Annotated in this window: 21 protein-coding genes; 16 read left to right on the forward strand and 5 right to left on the reverse strand. The window is 61.3% G+C overall.

Features of this window, described 5'->3' with window-relative positions:
- The first annotated feature begins 95 nt into the window (after positions 1 to 95).
- Entirely contained in the window at positions 96 to 1,460 is a 1,365-nt protein-coding gene (locus FFT87_RS14500; RefSeq protein WP_255560026.1) for a VTT domain-containing protein, read from the forward strand.
- A 47-nt stretch (positions 1,461 to 1,507) separates the two neighbouring features.
- On the opposite strand, the gene FFT87_RS02910 is transcribed toward FFT87_RS14500, so the two are convergent.
- Positions 1,508 to 2,947: an NAD(P)/FAD-dependent oxidoreductase gene (locus tag FFT87_RS02910; protein ID WP_219949873.1), complete on the reverse strand. Its 1,440-nt coding sequence runs from the start codon at positions 2,945 to 2,947 to the stop codon at positions 1,508 to 1,510.
- 112 nt (positions 2,948 to 3,059) lie between these two features.
- Here FFT87_RS02910 and FFT87_RS02915 point away from each other — a divergent pair, with 112 nt between their 5' ends.
- From FFT87_RS02915 to FFT87_RS02925, 3 genes are read left to right on the forward strand one after another with little or no spacing between them, the layout of a single operon-like run.
- The gene (locus FFT87_RS02915; protein ID WP_219949874.1) at positions 3,060 to 3,809 is read left to right on the forward strand and encodes a flavodoxin family protein; all 750 of its coding nucleotides are present in this window, start codon (positions 3,060 to 3,062) and stop codon (positions 3,807 to 3,809) included.
- A gap of 8 nt (positions 3,810 to 3,817) precedes the next feature.
- Complete coding sequence (locus tag FFT87_RS02920) at positions 3,818 to 4,450, forward strand: class I SAM-dependent methyltransferase (protein WP_219949875.1); 633 nt, start codon at positions 3,818 to 3,820, stop codon at positions 4,448 to 4,450.
- Between the two features lie 7 nt (positions 4,451 to 4,457).
- Complete coding sequence (locus FFT87_RS02925) at positions 4,458 to 5,243, forward strand: Crp/Fnr family transcriptional regulator (protein ID WP_255560027.1); 786 nt, start codon at positions 4,458 to 4,460, stop codon at positions 5,241 to 5,243.
- Positions 5,244 to 5,321: 78 nt separating this feature from the next.
- Here FFT87_RS02925 and FFT87_RS02930 read toward each other — a convergent pair whose 3' ends face one another.
- The gene (locus FFT87_RS02930) at positions 5,322 to 5,561 is read right to left on the reverse strand and encodes a hypothetical protein (protein WP_219949876.1); all 240 of its coding nucleotides are present in this window, start codon (positions 5,559 to 5,561) and stop codon (positions 5,322 to 5,324) included.
- A gap of 52 nt (positions 5,562 to 5,613) precedes the next feature.
- Between FFT87_RS02930 and FFT87_RS02935 the strand changes: the two genes are divergently transcribed.
- From FFT87_RS02935 to FFT87_RS02960, 6 genes are all read left to right on the forward strand, one after another.
- Positions 5,614 to 6,003: a hypothetical protein gene (locus tag FFT87_RS02935; RefSeq protein ID WP_219949877.1), complete on the forward strand. Its 390-nt coding sequence runs from the start codon at positions 5,614 to 5,616 to the stop codon at positions 6,001 to 6,003.
- A 225-nt stretch (positions 6,004 to 6,228) separates the two neighbouring features.
- On the forward strand, positions 6,229 to 7,335 hold the full coding sequence (locus FFT87_RS02940) for an ABC transporter substrate-binding protein (RefSeq protein ID WP_255560028.1): 1,107 nt from the start codon (positions 6,229 to 6,231) through the stop codon (positions 7,333 to 7,335).
- Positions 7,336 to 7,408: 73 nt separating this feature from the next.
- On the forward strand, positions 7,409 to 8,209 hold the full coding sequence (locus FFT87_RS02945) for an ABC transporter ATP-binding protein (protein ID WP_219949878.1): 801 nt from the start codon (positions 7,409 to 7,411) through the stop codon (positions 8,207 to 8,209).
- Complete coding sequence (locus tag FFT87_RS02950) at positions 8,202 to 8,984, forward strand: ABC transporter permease (RefSeq protein WP_219949879.1); 783 nt, start codon at positions 8,202 to 8,204, stop codon at positions 8,982 to 8,984. Before FFT87_RS02945 ends, FFT87_RS02950 begins: the two co-directional genes overlap by 8 nt.
- A gap of 81 nt (positions 8,985 to 9,065) precedes the next feature.
- Positions 9,066 to 9,671 carry a dCTP deaminase gene (gene dcd, locus FFT87_RS02955; protein WP_219949880.1) on the forward strand — a complete coding sequence of 202 codons (606 nt, stop codon included), beginning with the start codon at positions 9,066 to 9,068 and terminating at the stop codon, positions 9,669 to 9,671.
- Between the two features lie 65 nt (positions 9,672 to 9,736).
- On the forward strand, positions 9,737 to 10,402 hold the full coding sequence (locus tag FFT87_RS02960) for a hypothetical protein (RefSeq protein ID WP_219949881.1): 666 nt from the start codon (positions 9,737 to 9,739) through the stop codon (positions 10,400 to 10,402).
- A 60-nt stretch (positions 10,403 to 10,462) separates the two neighbouring features.
- Here FFT87_RS02960 and idi read toward each other — a convergent pair whose 3' ends face one another.
- Positions 10,463 to 10,990 (reverse strand): isopentenyl-diphosphate Delta-isomerase, encoded by a 528-nt coding sequence (gene idi / locus FFT87_RS02965; RefSeq protein WP_219949882.1) that lies wholly within the window; start codon positions 10,988 to 10,990, stop codon positions 10,463 to 10,465.
- A gap of 106 nt (positions 10,991 to 11,096) precedes the next feature.
- Here idi and FFT87_RS02970 point away from each other — a divergent pair, with 106 nt between their 5' ends.
- From FFT87_RS02970 to FFT87_RS02995, 6 genes are all read left to right on the forward strand, one after another.
- The gene (locus FFT87_RS02970) at positions 11,097 to 11,963 is read left to right on the forward strand and encodes a squalene/phytoene synthase family protein (protein ID WP_219949883.1); all 867 of its coding nucleotides are present in this window, start codon (positions 11,097 to 11,099) and stop codon (positions 11,961 to 11,963) included.
- A complete protein-coding gene (gene crtI / locus FFT87_RS02975) occupies positions 11,960 to 13,543 on the forward strand; it encodes a phytoene desaturase family protein (RefSeq protein ID WP_219949884.1) in 1,584 nt (527 codons plus the stop codon). Before FFT87_RS02970 ends, crtI begins: the two co-directional genes overlap by 4 nt.
- Complete coding sequence (locus FFT87_RS02980) at positions 13,540 to 13,911, forward strand: lycopene cyclase domain-containing protein (protein ID WP_219949885.1); 372 nt, start codon at positions 13,540 to 13,542, stop codon at positions 13,909 to 13,911. The genes crtI and FFT87_RS02980 overlap by 4 nt, the downstream gene beginning before the upstream one ends.
- Positions 13,908 to 14,219 (forward strand): lycopene cyclase domain-containing protein, encoded by a 312-nt coding sequence (locus FFT87_RS02985; protein ID WP_219949886.1) that lies wholly within the window; start codon positions 13,908 to 13,910, stop codon positions 14,217 to 14,219. Before FFT87_RS02980 ends, FFT87_RS02985 begins: the two co-directional genes overlap by 4 nt.
- Positions 14,212 to 15,069 carry a prenyltransferase gene (locus FFT87_RS02990; RefSeq protein ID WP_219949887.1) on the forward strand — a complete coding sequence of 286 codons (858 nt, stop codon included), beginning with the start codon at positions 14,212 to 14,214 and terminating at the stop codon, positions 15,067 to 15,069. Before FFT87_RS02985 ends, FFT87_RS02990 begins: the two co-directional genes overlap by 8 nt.
- Positions 15,070 to 15,163: 94 nt before the next feature.
- Positions 15,164 to 15,670 (forward strand): VanZ family protein, encoded by a 507-nt coding sequence (locus FFT87_RS02995; RefSeq protein WP_219949888.1) that lies wholly within the window; start codon positions 15,164 to 15,166, stop codon positions 15,668 to 15,670.
- 5 nt (positions 15,671 to 15,675) lie between these two features.
- Here FFT87_RS02995 and FFT87_RS03000 read toward each other — a convergent pair whose 3' ends face one another.
- Together FFT87_RS03000 and FFT87_RS03005 are read right to left on the reverse strand one after the other, a co-directional pair.
- Positions 15,676 to 16,125 carry a hypothetical protein gene (locus tag FFT87_RS03000; RefSeq protein WP_219949889.1) on the reverse strand — a complete coding sequence of 150 codons (450 nt, stop codon included), beginning with the start codon at positions 16,123 to 16,125 and terminating at the stop codon, positions 15,676 to 15,678.
- A 20-nt stretch (positions 16,126 to 16,145) separates the two neighbouring features.
- Entirely contained in the window at positions 16,146 to 16,949 is an 804-nt protein-coding gene (locus FFT87_RS03005) for an isocitrate lyase/phosphoenolpyruvate mutase family protein (protein WP_219949890.1), read from the reverse strand.
- Positions 16,950 to 16,965: the final 16 nt, after the last annotated feature.

Genomic DNA, 16,965 nt, shown 5'->3' on the forward strand with positions numbered 1-16,965 from the left:
CAGTTCAGCACTTGGAATACTAAGCGCGACCAACTTCTCCCTTCAGTAAGCCACATCACAGACGGACTTCATAGCTCCGACATAGCATTGGCGGAATGAACAAGAAACGCGCCACAGCGCTCTGGAAAGCGGGCGCGTTCGTCGTCTTTCTCGTGGCAATCGTTATTGTGGCGTTCACGGTCGACATCCCCAGCGTTGAAGAAATCCAAGGGTGGGCCGAAGGCGCGGGACTGCTTGGTGCTGTGATCTTCATCGTTGCCTACGCCGTGCTCACCCTCACGCCAGCGCCGAAAGCCGTGATCAGTATCGCGGCTGGCCTCGCGTGGGGATTGTGGATCGGCACCCTGCTGGTGCTCATAGGCGCCGTTATCGGGGCAGCCCTCTCCTTCTGGATTGGCCGCCTGCTCGGGCGCGACGCTGTTGAGCAATACACGGGTGGCCGCGTGCGCGCCGTCGACGAGATGCTGCAGAAGCGGGGGCTACTCTCGGTGATCGCGCTGCGTCTTATCCCGCTCATCCCTTTCACCGTCATCAACTACGCGGCCGGTCTCACTGCGGTGCGCGTTCGCGACTACATGATCGGCACCGCCGTCGGCATCATCCCCGGCACGATGGCCTTCGTTGCCGTCGGCGCCTATGGGGCTGAGCTCAACAGCGGATTCTTTATTGCCCTCGGAGCGCTCGGCGTGCTCACGATCGGGGGTGGCATCGTTGCTGGCCGACTGCGCAAGAAAGATGCCGCGGCCGCCGTAACCGACAACGTCGCCGTGGAGAAAAAACTAGCGATGCTGGATGTCCAGCTGCGTCGAGCGGTCAGCAAGCCACTCAACGCGATGGCTTCCGCGCTCGACGTGCCCTGGATCACCCCTGACCGTCTCACCATCGCCGGACTCGTCCTCGGGTTAGGCAGTGCGGCGCTCGCCGCAACGCAGCTCTGGGCTTTGGCTCTGGTGGCGTGGTTGCTCTCGCGGGTGCTCGACGGTCTTGACGGAACGCTGGCTCGCCGCCGGCTCGCTGCGGCATCCGCCCCTCGTGCCGCTGCGGCTAACGACGCGGCCAGGAGCCAACCGCAGACGAGCGAAGCGGGCGGCTTTCTCGACATCACCGCCGACTTTGTGGTCTACGGCGCCACCGTTGTGGGACTCGCCATCGGCGCGACGACGGCCTTCGATGCTCCGTGGTGGCCGTTCCTGCTGGTTTTGTTTGCCTATTACATCAACGGGGCCGCGTTCTTGGCGTTCTCTTCGATTGCCGAGCGCACCGGACGCACTCTCTCGGACGGTGACAATCGCTCGCTGTTCTTCCTCGGGCGCATTGCCGAGGGCGGCGAGACCGTCTTCGTGCACACCCTCTGGCTTGCGCTACCGTTTTTCGCGTGGCAGATCGCGATCGGGTGGAGCCTCGTTGTTGTGGTCAGCGCTGCCCAGCGCATGATCGTCGGCTACCGCTTGCTGCGTTAGCGCGACCGCGCTGGGCGCGACGGCCCTAGTCGCGGGGAGTGCCAGCGCTAGGCGCGGGGCGTGCCCAACATCGCACGCCGTACTCGAACGAGAACTTGGATGCCTGACTTCACGACACCGCTCTGAAGCCGGTGCTGCACGTCTGCAATTGCGGCGTTCCACAGCGCATCGGTGAACGTCGGGTAGGCGTGAGTGGCGCTGGCCAGGGTGCTCGTGGAGAGCTTCGCGCTCACGGCAACCGTCAACTCGCCGAGGCTTTCGCCGGCGCGCGGGCCGACGATTGTTCCGCCGAGAACGCGTCCGCGCGAGTCGACAACGATCTGGGCGAAACCGTCATCGTCGCCTTCGGCAATGGCGCGGTCGGTTGCGCCGTGTTCGCCGGTGAAGACGCGGTGTTTGCCTTCCACAGCATCCGCTGCGGTGAGGCCAACGGCGGCGATCTCGGGCGACGTGAACGTCACTCGCGGCACGACCTGCTCGTTGAACTTGCGGCGCAGTCCGAGGATGGCGTTGGTTCCGGCAACGCTGCCGCTCACGCCAGCTACGTGGCTGAACTTCGGCAGCCCGGCAACGTCTCCCGCCGACCAAATGTGTTTGTTTGTGGTGCGCAGCGAGGCATCCACGTCAACGTAGCCCTGATCGGTAACGGCGACGCCGGCCGTTTCGGGAGAGAGCGATTCGAGGTTGGGGTTACGGCCGATAGCGGCGAGCAGGCGGTCGAAGGGCACGCGGGTGCCGTCATCGAGCACGAGTTCTCCACTGAGGCCGTTGGCCGACACCACTTCGGTCGCGCTTCGGTTGTGCAGAACGGTGATGCCGTCGCGGTCGAAGGTGGCCTGAAGTAGGGCGCTCGCGCGTTCCTCTTCATCGGGAAGAATGCGGCTGCTGCGGTTCACGATCGTCACGTCAGAACCAAGTCGGCCCATCGCTTGACCGAGCTCACTGCTGATCGCGCCGCCACCGAGAACAACGAGCCGCTTGGGCAGTTCGTCGAGCTGCCAAATGCTGTCGCTCGTGAGCATGTGGACGCTATCGGTGCCGGGGAAGGTAGGGATGCGCGGCACCGTTCCCGTCGCAATAACAGCCTGCACGAAGGTGTGCGGTGTGCCGTCGATCTCCAGCGAGTGGCGACCGGTGAAGCGAGCATCCCCGTGGGCAACCTCAATGCCGAACTCGGCAAAGGCTTCGACGGAATCATGGGGCTCGATCGTGGCGATAGCGTCCTGAACATGACCCATGGCGCGAGCGAAATCGACCGTCACATTCTCGGCGGTGACGCCGAAGCGCTCCGAGGTGCGCGCAACGTGCGCGGCATGAGCGGCAGCAATGAGTGACTTGGATGGCACGCATCCGGTCCACAGGCAGTCCCCGCCAAGGCGGTGTCGTTCGACAAGCAGCACTCGCGCTCCAAAGCGGGCGGCGGTCTTGCTGGCGACAATTCCGGCGCTGCCGGAGCCGATGACGATGAGATCCCACTGAGCGGGCATGCGTGTTCCTTTCGGGCGGGCGTTTGCCCCAGTCATGTTTAGCAGCGCATTGATCAGCGAACCGTACGCTAGATCACAGTGTGCAAGGAGGGCTCGCCCGTAACATCGGGTCATGGCTACCGAAACTAACGCGAACACCGTGCCCGCCGACGCTCCCCGCTACGACGGGCTCAAGGCCGTTTTCATTAACTGCACGCTCAAGAAGAGCCCTGAGATGAGCCACACCCAGGGGCTCATGGATTCGAGCATCCATCTGATGCGCAGCGCCGGCGTGCACGTCGACAACCTGCGCTTCATCGACCACGACATCGCCATCGGCGTCTACCCCGACATGCGCGAGCACGGCTGGGAGAAGGATGCCTGGATCGACGAAGTCTGGCCCCTCATCGAAGCGGCAGACATCCTCGTCATCGGCGGGCCGATCTGGTTGGGTGACAACTCCTCTGTCACCCGGATGCTCATCGAGCGTCTCTACGCGATGAGCGGCGAGTTCAACGACAAGGGCCAGTACGTCTTCTATGGCAAGGTCGGCGGCGCGCTCTTCACCGGTAACGAGGACGGCGTGAAGCACTCCGCCATGTCGGTGCTCTACAGCCTTCAGCACATTGGCTACGTCATCCCACCCGCAGCGGATGCCGGCTGGCTGGGCGAAATCGGTCCAGGCCCCAGCTACCTCGACGAGGGCTCGGGTGGCCTCGAGAATGACTTCACCAACCGCAACACGACCTTCATGTCGTGGAACCTCATGCATCTGGCCTCGATTCTCAAGAACGCCGGCGGTATCCCCTCCTACGGAAACACGCGCAAGGCGTGGAACGACGGCGAGCACTTCGGCTTCGAAGCCAACCCCGAATACCGCTAGGAATCGACATGGCCTGGAAGAAATACCGCTTCGGCACGCAGTTTTACGATGCGATGTCTGGCGAATGGGCGGTCTATCGCTCAGGCCGTGTCGCCGGTATCGAGCTCCTGGGCTTGCGCCCCGGTGACACCGTTGTGGATCTCGGCTGCGGCACGGGCCTCAGTTTCGAACTCCTCGTCAAGGCGGTTGGTCCCACCGGTCAGGTGATTGGTGTCGACGCGAGCAGCCAAATGCTTCAGGTCGCGGCCAAGCGTGCGGCGCGCAAAGGCTGGTCTAACGTGCGCGTGGTGCAGGCGGATGCCACGAAACTGTCGGCTGCAGATCTTGCCGTCGATGGCGCAGTGCCGACGATCGATGCGGTGTTCTCCGCCTACGCGCTCAGCGTGATGGGGAGTCACCCCGAAGTGCTGGCGGGAGCCGAACGGCTGCTCGCCCCCGGCGGTCGAGTCGGCATCGTCGATATGCAGCGACCAGTGGGGGCGGCAAAGATTTTTACACCGCTCGCGCGCCTCGCCTGTCGCCTGGGTGGCGCGAACATCGAAGCGCATCCGTGGAATTGGCTGACTGAGCGCGCCGACAACGTGAAGCAGGTAAGCCGTCGCGGTGGCCACATTCAGGCGGTCACGGGAACTCTCAAGTGAGCATGTCATGATGGATTCGTGCGGCAATCAGGTTGCCTCAGCCCCGCTGGCGAGCGATCGTCCGTGGTCGCCGCAGCGAAGGGATCCTGAACCACTGATGCCGATTGACAATGGTTCGTTTAGTTGCTTGAGCGAAGTCGACCTCTTCGCGGATCTCTCGCCTGCCGAGATTGAGAAAATGGATCGCATGGCTCCCTCGCGCTCCTATTCCCTTGGCGAAATGGTGTTTAGCCAGAGCCAACCGGTGACCGCCCTCTTCATTCTGAAGAAGGGCCGCATTCGCATCTTTCGAGTAACAGAAGATGGCAAAGCGCTCACGATGGCCATCCTCGAGCCTGGCGCTGTGTTCGGCGAAATGATGATGGTCGGCCAGCGCATGTACGACAACTACGCCGAAGCCATCGATAACGTCGAAATCTGCCTGTTGAATACGGCGGATGTTGAGCGCTACCTGCTCGCTGACCCCCGCATCGCCATCCGCATTTCTCGTCACCTCGGCGAACAAGTTGTTCGTCTCGAAGAGCGCCTCACCGATCTCGCCCTGCGACCGCTGCAGTCGCGCGTCTGCAGCACCCTCCTGCGTCTGGCCGAATCCGGTCGAGCACCCCGGTTCGCGAATCCGACGATCCGTCTCAGCCACGACCAGCTCGCCGGCCTCCTTGGCGCAACACGCGAATCCACTAGCAAAGCAATGTCTGACCTGGCAAGCCGCGGCATCATTCGTCAAGGTCGTGCCCGCGTGATCATCCTCGACCTGGATGCTCTCGCTCAACTCGCTCGCCAGTCCAGCTAGCGGCGCAAAACCGCGGCCCGCACAGGCGACGCAGCGTCAGAGTAAGAAATACTCTCTTCCGCGTGACAGCGAGCAGCGCTACTCTTCAGGCATGGACAGCGGACGTGAAAGTAGCTCGGTGGTTGCACAGCGACCGCGTGCCCGAATGACTTTTGCTGCGGCATCCGCACTGGTGACGTTGTTGGCGCTCTCTGGCTGTGTACCGTCAGGATCTACGACCGCAGTCTCGACGCCGACGAGCACGCCCCCAACATCAGCCACGCCCAGTTCAACTCCGATCCCGACCCCGGATCCGTTGGTGGTCGTTGGGTGCGACACCCTATTGCCGCTGGCCACCGCCAAGGGTCTCTTTTCTCCCTCAACACTGCTCTTGGATGACTCGAACACGGTGCCTCTCTATGGCAGTGAAATCGCCGAAGTGGTTGCGGCCATCACCAACGCCTCGGTCACCAAGAACTGCATTTGGGGTATTCCAAACTCAGATGGATCCTTCTCAGTCGTCGTGGCTGACATTGCGGAGCCGGAAATAACCAACCTCACCAGCGCACTCGTCGCAGGAGGCTATGTGGGCACCACTACTGATGGCCTCACGACTCTCGACTTCGAGACCGATGGCGAGGTCAGCTCGCTCGCCTACACCCACGTGCTCGTGAACGACCTCTGGATTTTTGTCAGAGGAACGTCGCTCGACCTCACCGAGAGCGTCGCGACCACTGTGCTCGACGAAATTCGCCTCGCGAACCCCACCCGCACCTACTAGCAAAGTCGAGGCTCGACCCTTCGTGCGAAGTAGGGGCTGCTGGCGGCGCTCGACACCCGTGCCTCATGGGGGGCGGCGGCGCGGGCAGCGACCGGGCGGTGCACTGTTTGGCGCTCGCCTCCGCTAACGTCGTAGGCAGCCCACTGCAGGCATTGCCTCGTGATTTTCGCCGGAAGCCGTAGTGCACCGTGGCAGTAAAGCCTGAAAAGAGGAACCGTGATCCCCGTGAGCACCCCACCGGCACTAAAGAAATCGCGTCGCATCAGTGTCGCGCTGCTGGTGGCAACCGCGCTCACCTTGAGCGCGTGCACGACCGCAGAAGGCGGACCCTCATCGACGCCAAACACCGATGCTCTGATCTCTCAAAAATCTTGCGACCGTAACGCGGCGGCTGGCACCATCACCTACATCTCGGGCTACGGCTACTCGGCAAGCGCCGGCCAACTCGACGTCTTCCTCGCCGAGGAGTTGGGATACTTCGACGACCTCTGCCTCGACGTAGAGATCAACGCCTCCGGCGCGAATGGGCAACAGCTTGTCTCCTCTGGACAAGCAGAGTTCACGGCTCTCGGTTCGGCATCCGATGTCATGCTTGCCGCCGCAAACAGTGGCAATCTCACTGCCGTGGCGACCTATGGCAACACTCCACCGTTTTCGATCTTTGCCAACGAGAAAATCACAGACCTCACAGACCTCGAGGGTGGCACCCTCGGCTACTTCATCAATCTGACGCCCATTGCGTCGGCGATGTTGGATGCCGCTGGTGTCGATATGAGCAAGGTTGAGCTGATCAAGATGACCAACTACGACCCCACGGTCGTCACTCGCGGCCAGGTGGATGCGATCGTGGGCTACGCGTCGAATCAGCCGGAAAATCTTCGCGCCCAGGGTTTGCCATTTACCGAGTTCTTCCCCGCCGACTTTGGAGTCGGGGGAACGTACAACGTCATGGAGGTCAATTCACAGTTCTTGGCCCAAAATCGCGCAGTTTCTGCTGATTTCATGCGTGCGACCCTCCACGCTCTGCAATTTTGTCTCGACAGTTCTGATGAGTGCCTCGACATTCTCGCCGGGCTTGCGGACGAGAGTGGTCAGGGCGCCGCGTTTCCCCGTGACCAGCTTGAGCGCACCTGGAATGTCGAGTCGCAGTGGGTGCGCGACAGCAATAGCGGGCTTCCGGGAACTCAGACCGCCGCAGACTGGCAACCAGAATACGAACTCGTCACACAGTTCGGTGGTGTCGATAATGTGCCGGCCATTACCGCGATGATTGACCAGACGCTCGTCGCTGATCTCTATGCGGATGGCGCACTGATCTGGCCGGGCAACTGACCTAGCCAAGCAACTAATCTGGCCGGGCTACTAATCTAGGAGGCTGGAGATTCAGCAGCCACAGGGAGTGAGAATGGACACCGCACAGCGGGCCGTCGGCGTTCAACTCACCAATGTGTCCAAAAGTTTCGGTCCCGCCGGCGACCGCACGCTCGTGCTCGACGATATCAACCTGTCCATCACGATGGGCGAGTTCGTCACCGTGATCGGGCCAAGCGGCAGTGGCAAGTCCACTCTGCTGAAAACTGTTGCCGGCTTGCTCCCGATCGACAGTGGCACCGTAATGGTGGAGGGGATGACGGTAGACGCGGCCACGAAGAACAAAATGGTCGGTCTTGTTCCGCAGTCTCCTGCGCTGCTGCCGTGGCGCACCGTGCTCGACAACGTGCGATTGCCGCTGACCGTCAATCCGCGGGGCAACACGAACCGAGTGCTGCTCGATCCGCAGCAGATTCTGGAGTCATTCGGCCTGGGGTCTGAGCTCTCGAAGTATCCGGGCCAGCTTTCGGGGGGAATGCAGCAGCGGGTCGCGATTGCTCGCGCCTTCGTGTTCAATCCGAGCGTGCTGCTCATGGATGAACCGTTTTCGGCTCTCGACGAGATGAACCGTGAACAGCAACGCGTTGGCCTGCTCGATTTTTGGCAATCCAATCGCAAGGCTGTCCTCTTTGTCACGCACTCCGTGCCGGAAGCGATCATGCTTTCTGACCGCATTGTCGTGATGGGGGGAGCGCCAGGTCACATCGCCGAGATAGTTTCTGTTGATCTTCCGCGACCCCGTGGCATCGACGTTTACGAATCTGCTGCGTTTCGGGAGCTCGAAGATCGACTGCGTCATACTCTGCGCAATGTGAGGGGCGCGGCACGTGGCTAAGCGTCAGAACCGGGCCGGCGGTCGTCTGAAGTGGCTGCCCGCCACCATAACCTTCCTCATTGCAGCGGTTCTCTGGCAGGTGACGGCGCTCGCGAATCCCTTTGTCATCCCGACCCTCGACCAAATCGGGCTGAGTCTTGTCACCGATGCGGATACGTACTGGCGCAACTCCCTGGTAACGGGGCTTGAGGTTGTGATTGGCGCGAGTGCTGGCATCCTTCTCGGATTCTTGGTGGCCATCATCATGGCGGAGTTTCGCCTCATGGAACGTGCCGTCATGCCGCTCGTTGTTGTGGTGATGGTGACCCCGATCGTCGCCCTCGCCCCGGCGCTGGTTGTCGCGTTCGGGTTCGGGATTATGCCCAAGTTTGTGGTGACTGCGCTTGTTGTGTTCTTTCCGATGCTCATCAATTCTTTGGCCGGGCTGCGTGATGTGGATGATCAGGCTCTCGACGTGATGAAGACGCTCCATGCCAGCCGCTGGGAAATTTTTCGTGACCTTCGCTTCACGGGGTCTCTCCCCTATGTCTTTGCGGGCTTGCGCATTGCGCTTCCGCTCGCCGTGGTCGGTGCCTCGGTCGCGGAGTTTGTGGCGGCGGGTCAGCAGGCCGGTCTTGGCTCACTCGTCACGATCGCCGCTGCTCAAGCCAACTTGCCTGTCACGTGGGCGAGCATCACGTTGCTCTGCGTGATGGGCGTAATTCTGATTTCTACGCTCGCCTTTGTGCGCACTCGAGTGCTCTGGTGGAACGACGGCGCAGCCAAGGACCTCTAAGCACTTTTGTCGCCATCCCGCGGCGCGGCCAGCTGTGGGGAAGACCCCTCATTCCTCGCCAGATCTCGCTAGTCTTAGGCCATGCTTCTCAGTGATCGCGACATCCGGGCCGAACTTGCCACTGGCCGTATTGGCCTCGACCCGCTCGATCTTGACATGGTGCAACCGTCGAGTGTTGATGTGCGGCTCGACCGCTTCTTCCGCCTCTTCGACAACCACAAGTACCCGTTCATTGATCCGGCCGTCGACCAGCCCGATCTGACTCACCTGATGGAAGTGGATGCCGACCAGCCGTTCATTCTTCACCCCGGTGAGTTTGTGCTCGGTTCCACTTTCGAGCTCGTGACTTTGCCCGATGACGTCGCCGCACGTCTCGAGGGCAAGAGCTCGCTCGGGCGACTCGGTCTGCTCACGCACTCCACGGCAGGTTTCGTTGATCCCGGATTCTCGGGTCACGTCACCCTCGAGCTCAGCAACGTGGCGACGCTGCCCATCAAGCTCTGGCCCGGTATGAAAATCGGGCAGCTCTGCTTCATCCGGACCAGCTCGCCGGTGGAATCGCCTTACGGGTCTGGCCAGTACGGTTCGCGTTACCAGGGTCAACGTGGGCCAACAGCGAGCCGCAGCTTCCAGAACTTCCACCGCACTGATGTGCGGGCGAATGACGCGGGATCTCTCGGCGGCTAGTTTCTTAGATCACGATTAGGTGAGGGATCTTCTTTTTGCCATCGTCGTCGCTTATTGTTTCCCCCATGAACTCATTCGGACGCAGAGAAGTACACTCGGCACGACTCGTCGGTCGCGGAATTATCGCCGCAGCGGCCGCCACTCTGGTGATAGTTTCCTTGGCCGGCTGCTCGCCTGCTGGCGGCGGCGGTGACGTTCCGGACGCCCCGAAACCGAGTTCTGCGGAACCCAGTGCAGAACCAGTGGCAGAGCCACTAGTGATTCCGAGCTGCGAGCAAATGCTGCCCGTTGCCGTCTATCAGGAGTTCTTAGGGGAGCGCGGTGAACTGCTCGTCAACGACGAGCGGGGACCCGATACCGATCCATGGTTGCTCCATGCAGAAGGCTTCGAACCCATCCTTGACACTGTGGTGCAGCGTGAGCAGTGCCTGTGGGGTCTTCCCGCCAATTTCCATGCGTTCTTCACCGGCATGGTGGCGGATACCTCCGAGACTGACCTCGATGAATTGCGTACGCAGATCGCGACTGCCGGGTACGAGACGACACCCAACGGTGACATCGAGACATTCACGCATCAAGAGGAGAGCGAAGACGGCTACTTCTCGCCCACCATCTTTCTTGTCGATGACTTGTGGATCTACATTGACCTGAGAACGCCGGAGCAGAGCCTGACTGTAGGAAACGAAATGCTTTCGCAGGTTCGGGCGCTCAACCCCACTCGCGGATACTAATCGCGCGGAGTGCACGCAAGCGCGAGATGCTCGGCGACGCCTAGCGCTGCCTAGCGCTGCCTAGCGCTGAGCGTCGAGCTGCTCGAGCTGCCAGCCGAGCCACGGGCTAAACGCAAACGGAGTTGCGGCCACGGCGGCATGCAGCGACTGGGGGTCAACCCAGTCGAATTCGTCAACCTCATCGGGGTTCGGGGCTGGGGCATCCGAAGTCACTGCGCGGTAGACGGGGCAGATCTCGTTTTCGACGATGCCGGATGAATCGATAGCGCGGTAGCGAAAGTCGGGAAGGACGAGTTCAACGTTGCTCACAGCGATGCCGAGCTCGTGCTGGGCGCGGCGAATGATTGCCGCCGCCAGGTCTTCGCCGGGGGCCGGATGCCCGCAGAACGAGTTCGTCCAGACGCCAGGCCACGTGAGCTTGGAGAGCGCCCGGCGAGTGACGAGCACTTTGCCATCGGCGTTGTAGACATGGCACGAAAACGCGAGGTGCAGCGCGGTGTCTGTCGTGTGTACAAGAGCTTTGTCAGCGACGCCAATGTGCTCCCCGGTGTCGGAGAGAAGCACAACCTGCTCAGGGATTTCACTCATGATCGCGATAGTCTGCCTAGGTGGAACGAAACGAAATGCCGCACCCCATGTGTCGGCCTGCACTCAGCCTAACCAATGCGGCTGAGCATACTGAAGGCGGGCGCGCGTGAGCTCACGCCTCAAGTTGTATGACCGCGTCGCCGAAGATGCGGCCAGCATCGTTATCCGCAGCTATTCCACGTCGTTTTCTGCGGCATCCCGACTTCTTGGCACGGATGTTCGCCAGCACGTCGAGAACATCTACGCGCTCGTTCGCGTGGCTGATGAAATCGTTGATGGCGGTGCTGAAGAGGCCGGGCTCGACCTGATTGCCACCGGTCGTCAACTGAATGAACTTGAACGGGAAACTGAGCTCGCCATCGAGAGCGGTTTCAGCTCGAACCTGATCGTGCACGCGTTCGCGCTCACCGCACGGGAGGTGTCGTTTGGGGCAGAACTCACGGCGCCCTTCTTCGAGTCGATGCGCATGGATCTCAGCCAGAAAGAACATGATCAGGCCAGCTTCGAGCGTTACGTTTATGGCTCGGCCGAGGTCGTGGGGCTGATGTGCCTGTGTGCGTTTCTGCACGGCCACGACGTCAGCGATGGGCAGCGCGCCAAGCTTGAGCGCGGTGCGTGTGCGCTTGGGGCCGCCTTTCAAAAGGTCAACTTTTTGCGCGACCTCGCTGACGATTTTGAGACGCTCGGCCGCAGCTATTTCCCGGGCATAGATGTTGCCTCCTTCACCGAGGTCGAAAAGATCCGACTGCTCGATGATCTCGATGCTGACCTGCGAGCTGCCGCGATCGGCTCAGAGCTTCCGGCGAGCAGCAAGAAGGCTGTTGCGCTCGCACACTCCCTTTTTGCTGAGCTTTCGCGACGCATCCGATCGACTCCAGCGAGTGCGTTGGTGACGACGCGGGTGCGGGTTCCGAACATTGTTAAAGTGCGGCTGGCTGCGGCTGCCGCGATAGGAGTGACTCCTCGACCATGAGTGACGTTGTAGTAATTGGTGGTGGGATTGCCGGTCTAGCGAGCGCGGCGCTTCTTGCCAAGGAGGGCCATTCGGTCACGCTTCTTGAAGGCTTGCCTGAGGTCGGCGGCCGCGCTGGGTCGTGGGAGCATGACGGTTTTCGGTTTGATACCGGTCCATCGTGGTACCTCATGCCGGAGGTGTTCGATCACTTTTACAAGCTCATGGGCACGTCTGCCGCCGAGCAACTTTCGCTGATAACCCTCGATCCGGGCTACCGGGTATATTTCGAGGGCTCGACCGAGGCTCTCGACATCTCGACAGATCTCGAAGAGAATCTGGCACTGTTCGAGAGCATCGAGCGCGGTTCTGGCAAGCAAATGCGCAAGTACTTGGTGTCGGCACAAGACACCTACGAGCTGGCAAAGAAGTACTTTCTCTACACAACGTTCGCTGACCTGCGCACGAGTGCCACGAAGGAAGTTCTCGCCAAAGCCGCTCGCTTTACGCGCCTGCTTGTCGAGCCGCTCTCGCGCCTTGTTGCCCGCACCGTAAAAGATGATCGATTGCGCAAAGTGCTTGGCTACCCGGCGGTGTTCTTGGGATCTTCGCCGTACCTCACGCCCAGCATGTATCACCTCATGAGCCACCTCGATTTGGCCGATGGCGTGCTCTATCCGATGGGGGGATTCACCAGGGTCATCGAGAGCATCGCTGACGTTGCGCGGGCTGCTGGCGTCGACATCCGCACCAGCTCGAGAGTTACCCGCATCGTGACCGTCGATGGTGTTGCTACCGGGGTCGAATATACGGATGCCGCAGGCAAGTCCCACACTCTGAGTGCTGACACGGTGGTCTCGGCCGCCGACCTCCACCACACCGAGACGACGATGCTGGAGCCGAGCGAGCAGACCTACCCTGCCGACTACTGGAGCAAGAAGACTCCCGGGCCGAGTGCGCTCCTGTTGTACCTGGGTGTCAAGGGTGAGTTGCCACAGCTTGAGCATCACACGCTGTTGTTCATGAAGGACTGGCAAGAGGGCTTCGAGGCAATCTTCGGTGCCGAGCCGAAGGTGCCCGAACCCGCGTCGCTCTACATTTGCAAGCCGAGTGGCGTCGACCCCAACGTTGCTCCCGAAGGCTTCGAGAACGTGTTCGTGTTGGTGCCAATTCCGGCAGATCCCTCGATCGGTCATGGCGAGGTTGATGGCGACGGCGACCCGCGCATTGAACAATTGGCCGACAAGGTGATCGCCCAGATCAGCGACTGGACCGGCATCCCCGATCTTGCTGAGCGGGTCACGGTTCGTCGAACGGTTGGCCCCGGCGATTTTGCCGATGACCTTAACGCGTGGCGTGGCACCGCGCTCGGTCCGGCGCACACTCTCAAGCAGAGTGCGTTCTTCCGCGCTGGCAACGTGAGCAAGAAGGTCACGGGCCTCTACTACGTTGGTGGGTCCACGATTCCCGGTATTGGGCTCCCGATGTGTTTGATCAGTGCCGAGGTGCTCGTGAAGCGACTTCGCGGCGACACGTCTGCTGGCCCGCTTGCCGAGCCGCTGATGCCCGTGGTCGCGCCTCAACCGAGGCCCTGGCCGTGATCTTCCTTTACCTTCTCGCGCTGCTGATCTCACTCACCGGCATGGTGGTGCTTGATCGTCGTTTCTCGCTGTTTTTCTGGCGAGACGTGCGTCGCGCGAGGATCGTGCTGCCGGTAGGCGTGCTGTTCTTTCTCGTGTGGGATCTCTTCGGTGTGGGGCTCGGCATCTTCTTTCGGGGAGAAACCGAGTTCATGACGGGGCTACTCGTCGCCCCAGAGGTGCCCTTGGAAGAGGTCTTCTTTCTCACGCTGCTCTGCTATCTCACGATGAACGTCTACGGCGCTCTCACTCGGGAACGCCCGAACGCCGCCACCGCCCCGGCCGATCCTTCGCAACCGGCCGCCACCACCGAGGGGAGCGCGGCATGACGTACTGGCTACTGAACGCCGTCTTCTTGGCTCTTGTTGTCGCCCTCGTGATTACCGTCGTCGTGCGTCGGCGCTCGCCGCAGTGGCGTGCGATCGCCATCACGATGGGCATTCTGTTGGTGATGACTGCCGTCTTTGACAACGTGATGATCTCGGTCGGCCTGGTTGGCTACAGCGCGGAGGCGATCAGTGGCGCTTTCATCGGCGTCGCCCCGCTCGAAGACTTCGCGTATGCGATCGCGGCTGTCGTGCTGCTGCCTTGCCTGTGGATGCTGCTGGGTGGGCGCCGAGAGGACACCAATGCTTAAGGATCTCTTTCTCTCCTCGCGCCCGCTGAGCTGGGTCAATACAGCGTTCCCCTTTGCGGCGGCTTACTACCTCACCGCCGGCGTGATCGATCTCACCTTCGTGCTCGGCACCATCTTTTTCCTCGTGCCTTACAACTTGGCAATGTATGGCATCAATGACGTGTTCGACTACGAGTCTGACCTGCGCAATCCCCGCAAGGGCGGTGTCGAGGGGGCCCTTCTTGACCCGCGGATGCACCGGCCGACGCTCATCGCCGCCGCCGTCACGACCATCCCGTTCCTGATCTATCTCGTGATCGTCGGCAACCCGCTCTCGTGGCTCGTGCTGCTGGTCAGCATGTTTGCCGTTGTCGCCTATTCGGCGAAGGGTTTGCGCTTCAAGGAGCGCCCGTTTCTCGACTCGCTCACATCGAGCACGCACTTCGTCTCGCCCGCGATCTACGCACTCGTGCTTGTCGGAGCTGTTTTCACGCCGCAACTCTGGGCCGTGCTCGGAGCGTTCTTCCTGTGGGGGATCGCCTCGCATGCCTTCGGCGCCGTGCAAGACGTGCTCGCTGACCGTGCCGCAGACATCTCGTCGATCGCGACCGTCATCGGGGCGCGAGCCACCACTCGCTTCGCCGTCGTCGCGTACCTGGCCGGCGGCATCCTGTTGCTCTTCTCCGCCTGGCCTGGCCCGCTCGCCGCAATTCTCGTGCTGCCCTACGCGGCGATGTGTGCACCGTTCTGGAACATCACGGATGCCACAGCCGAGTCAGCAAACCGTGGCTGGAAGAACTTCCTCGCCCTCAATTTCGTCACCGGCTTCTTCGTGACGATGCTGCTGATCTGGTGGGCCTTCATCCGCTAGAAATGCGATGTTGCCCACAGCTCGTCGCTGACGCAACGGGGGAGATTCATAGATTCGTCGCGCTAGTCTTGGCGTCTACATTGGGGGTAAGCGCGTGCACGAAGGGCCTAAGACGTCGCGCTTTCGGCGGCGCATAACGGGGGTGCTGTTTGTCGGGTACTCAATTTTCGTTGCCGCCGTAACGCTGACTCCGCAAGTGCCTGGTTCGGGCACCCTCACTCGAAACGTCTACCGAGTTCTGGCGGCATTCCACAATCGGGGACTCCTTCTCAGTGTTGATTATCTGACGATTGAGTTCATCGGCAACATCCTGATGTTTGTGCCTCTTGGCATCTTTATGGCCATGTTGGTTGCGCGTCGGCACTGGTGGGTGCTGTTGTTCACTGGCACCCTGATGTCTGGCTTTATCGAGCTCAGTCAAATGCTCTTCTTGACTGAGCGCTACCCCGATGTGCGCGATCTGGTGTCCAACACGATCGGATTCCTTCTCGGTGCCGTCGGGGCGATTCTGATCCGCCTCGTCGTCGCTCATCGAGACAGGCTTGTAGAACGCGATCGCCGAGATGCGGAGCGCGCACGCCCCACTGAGCGGCGACGTTAGAGGCGCTATTCGCGCCGAGCGCTGAGGTTGCGCGCCATCGTCTCGAGCACCGTGAGGGTCGTGGCGTATTGCTCGTCCGTGACCCCGACCGTTGCTTTCGCGCGTTCATCGTTAATGACGCTGGTGAGACGATCGACAACCGTGCGCCCGCGCTCAGTGAGTTCATAGAGCGCACCGTCAGTGGTGAGCCAATCGCTCTCTACGAGTTCAGTAAGCGACTCGAGTGAAGTGGTGTGTAATCCCACTGTCGGCGGCACAGCGCTAGTGGCTCGATCAAGGAACGGCGCAATTTCGATGTCGAGAAGTTCGACGCCGGCGGAGCCCTTCGACAGCACAGTAAGCAGCTGCCACTGCCGACGTGTGATGCCGTGCTCTTCAAGGGTGGTGGCGAAGAGATCGTCAATGATGCGGTCAACGAGTTTTACCCAGTAGCTGATGGGTTGTTGCGTGTCCATATTTGTGAGATTACTCCTCTTCAGTAGGTGAAGCCGAGTTCATCGGGATACTCGCCAAGTGCGGTGAGTTGGGTGGCGGCCGCGTGCAGGTGCGAGAGGGTGAGGCCAAGCGTGCGTGGCCCGAAGCTCACGCGGGCTACGCCAAGTTCAGCGAGTGCCTTAAGGGGGATGTAGCCGGGTCCACCAATCACCGAGATCGGGCCATTGACCTGCTCGATCGCATCGCGCACCATGTCTTCGTCGCCGAGACCGAGCACGAAAATACAGTCGGCGCCGGCGGCCAGATAAGCGTTCGCACGAGCGACCATGTCCTCCCACTCGCCTCCGCCAGCGAGCACATCCACGCGAGCGTTGATCGCGATCGGAACCCCCGTGGCCTCTCCGGCAGCGCGGGCTGCGGCAACGCGAGCCGCCGCGTGCGCCAGTTCAAAGAGGGGAGCTTTGGCCGGGCTCGAGCTGTCTTCGATGTTGAGACCGGATGCTCCCGCTGCGATCAAGCGTTCGACGTTTGCTTGCACGCCAGCGGCATCCGCGGCGTAGCCCTTCTCGAAGTCCACCGAGACGGGGATCTCCACGGCGTTGCAGATGATGGAGGCGGCGTTGAGCGCTTGGTCAACGGTGAGACCTTCGCCATCGGAGACTCCGTTGGCGAAGCTGATGGCATGACTCGCGGTAGCAAGGGCGCGTACTCCGGGGGCTTCGGCGACGATGCGCGCGGTAATGGCATCCCACACATTGGAGACGATGAGCGGCGTTCCGGGCGCGTGGAGAGAGCGCAATAGTTCTGCGCGGGCGGCGGGAGTCGTTTTCGCGTTTTCGGTCATGAATCCAGCATGCGCC

Origin of the sequence: Salinibacterium sp. M195 (assembly GCF_019443965.1) — a bacterium.
Taxonomy (GTDB): Bacteria; Actinomycetota; Actinomycetes; order Actinomycetales; family Microbacteriaceae; genus Rhodoglobus.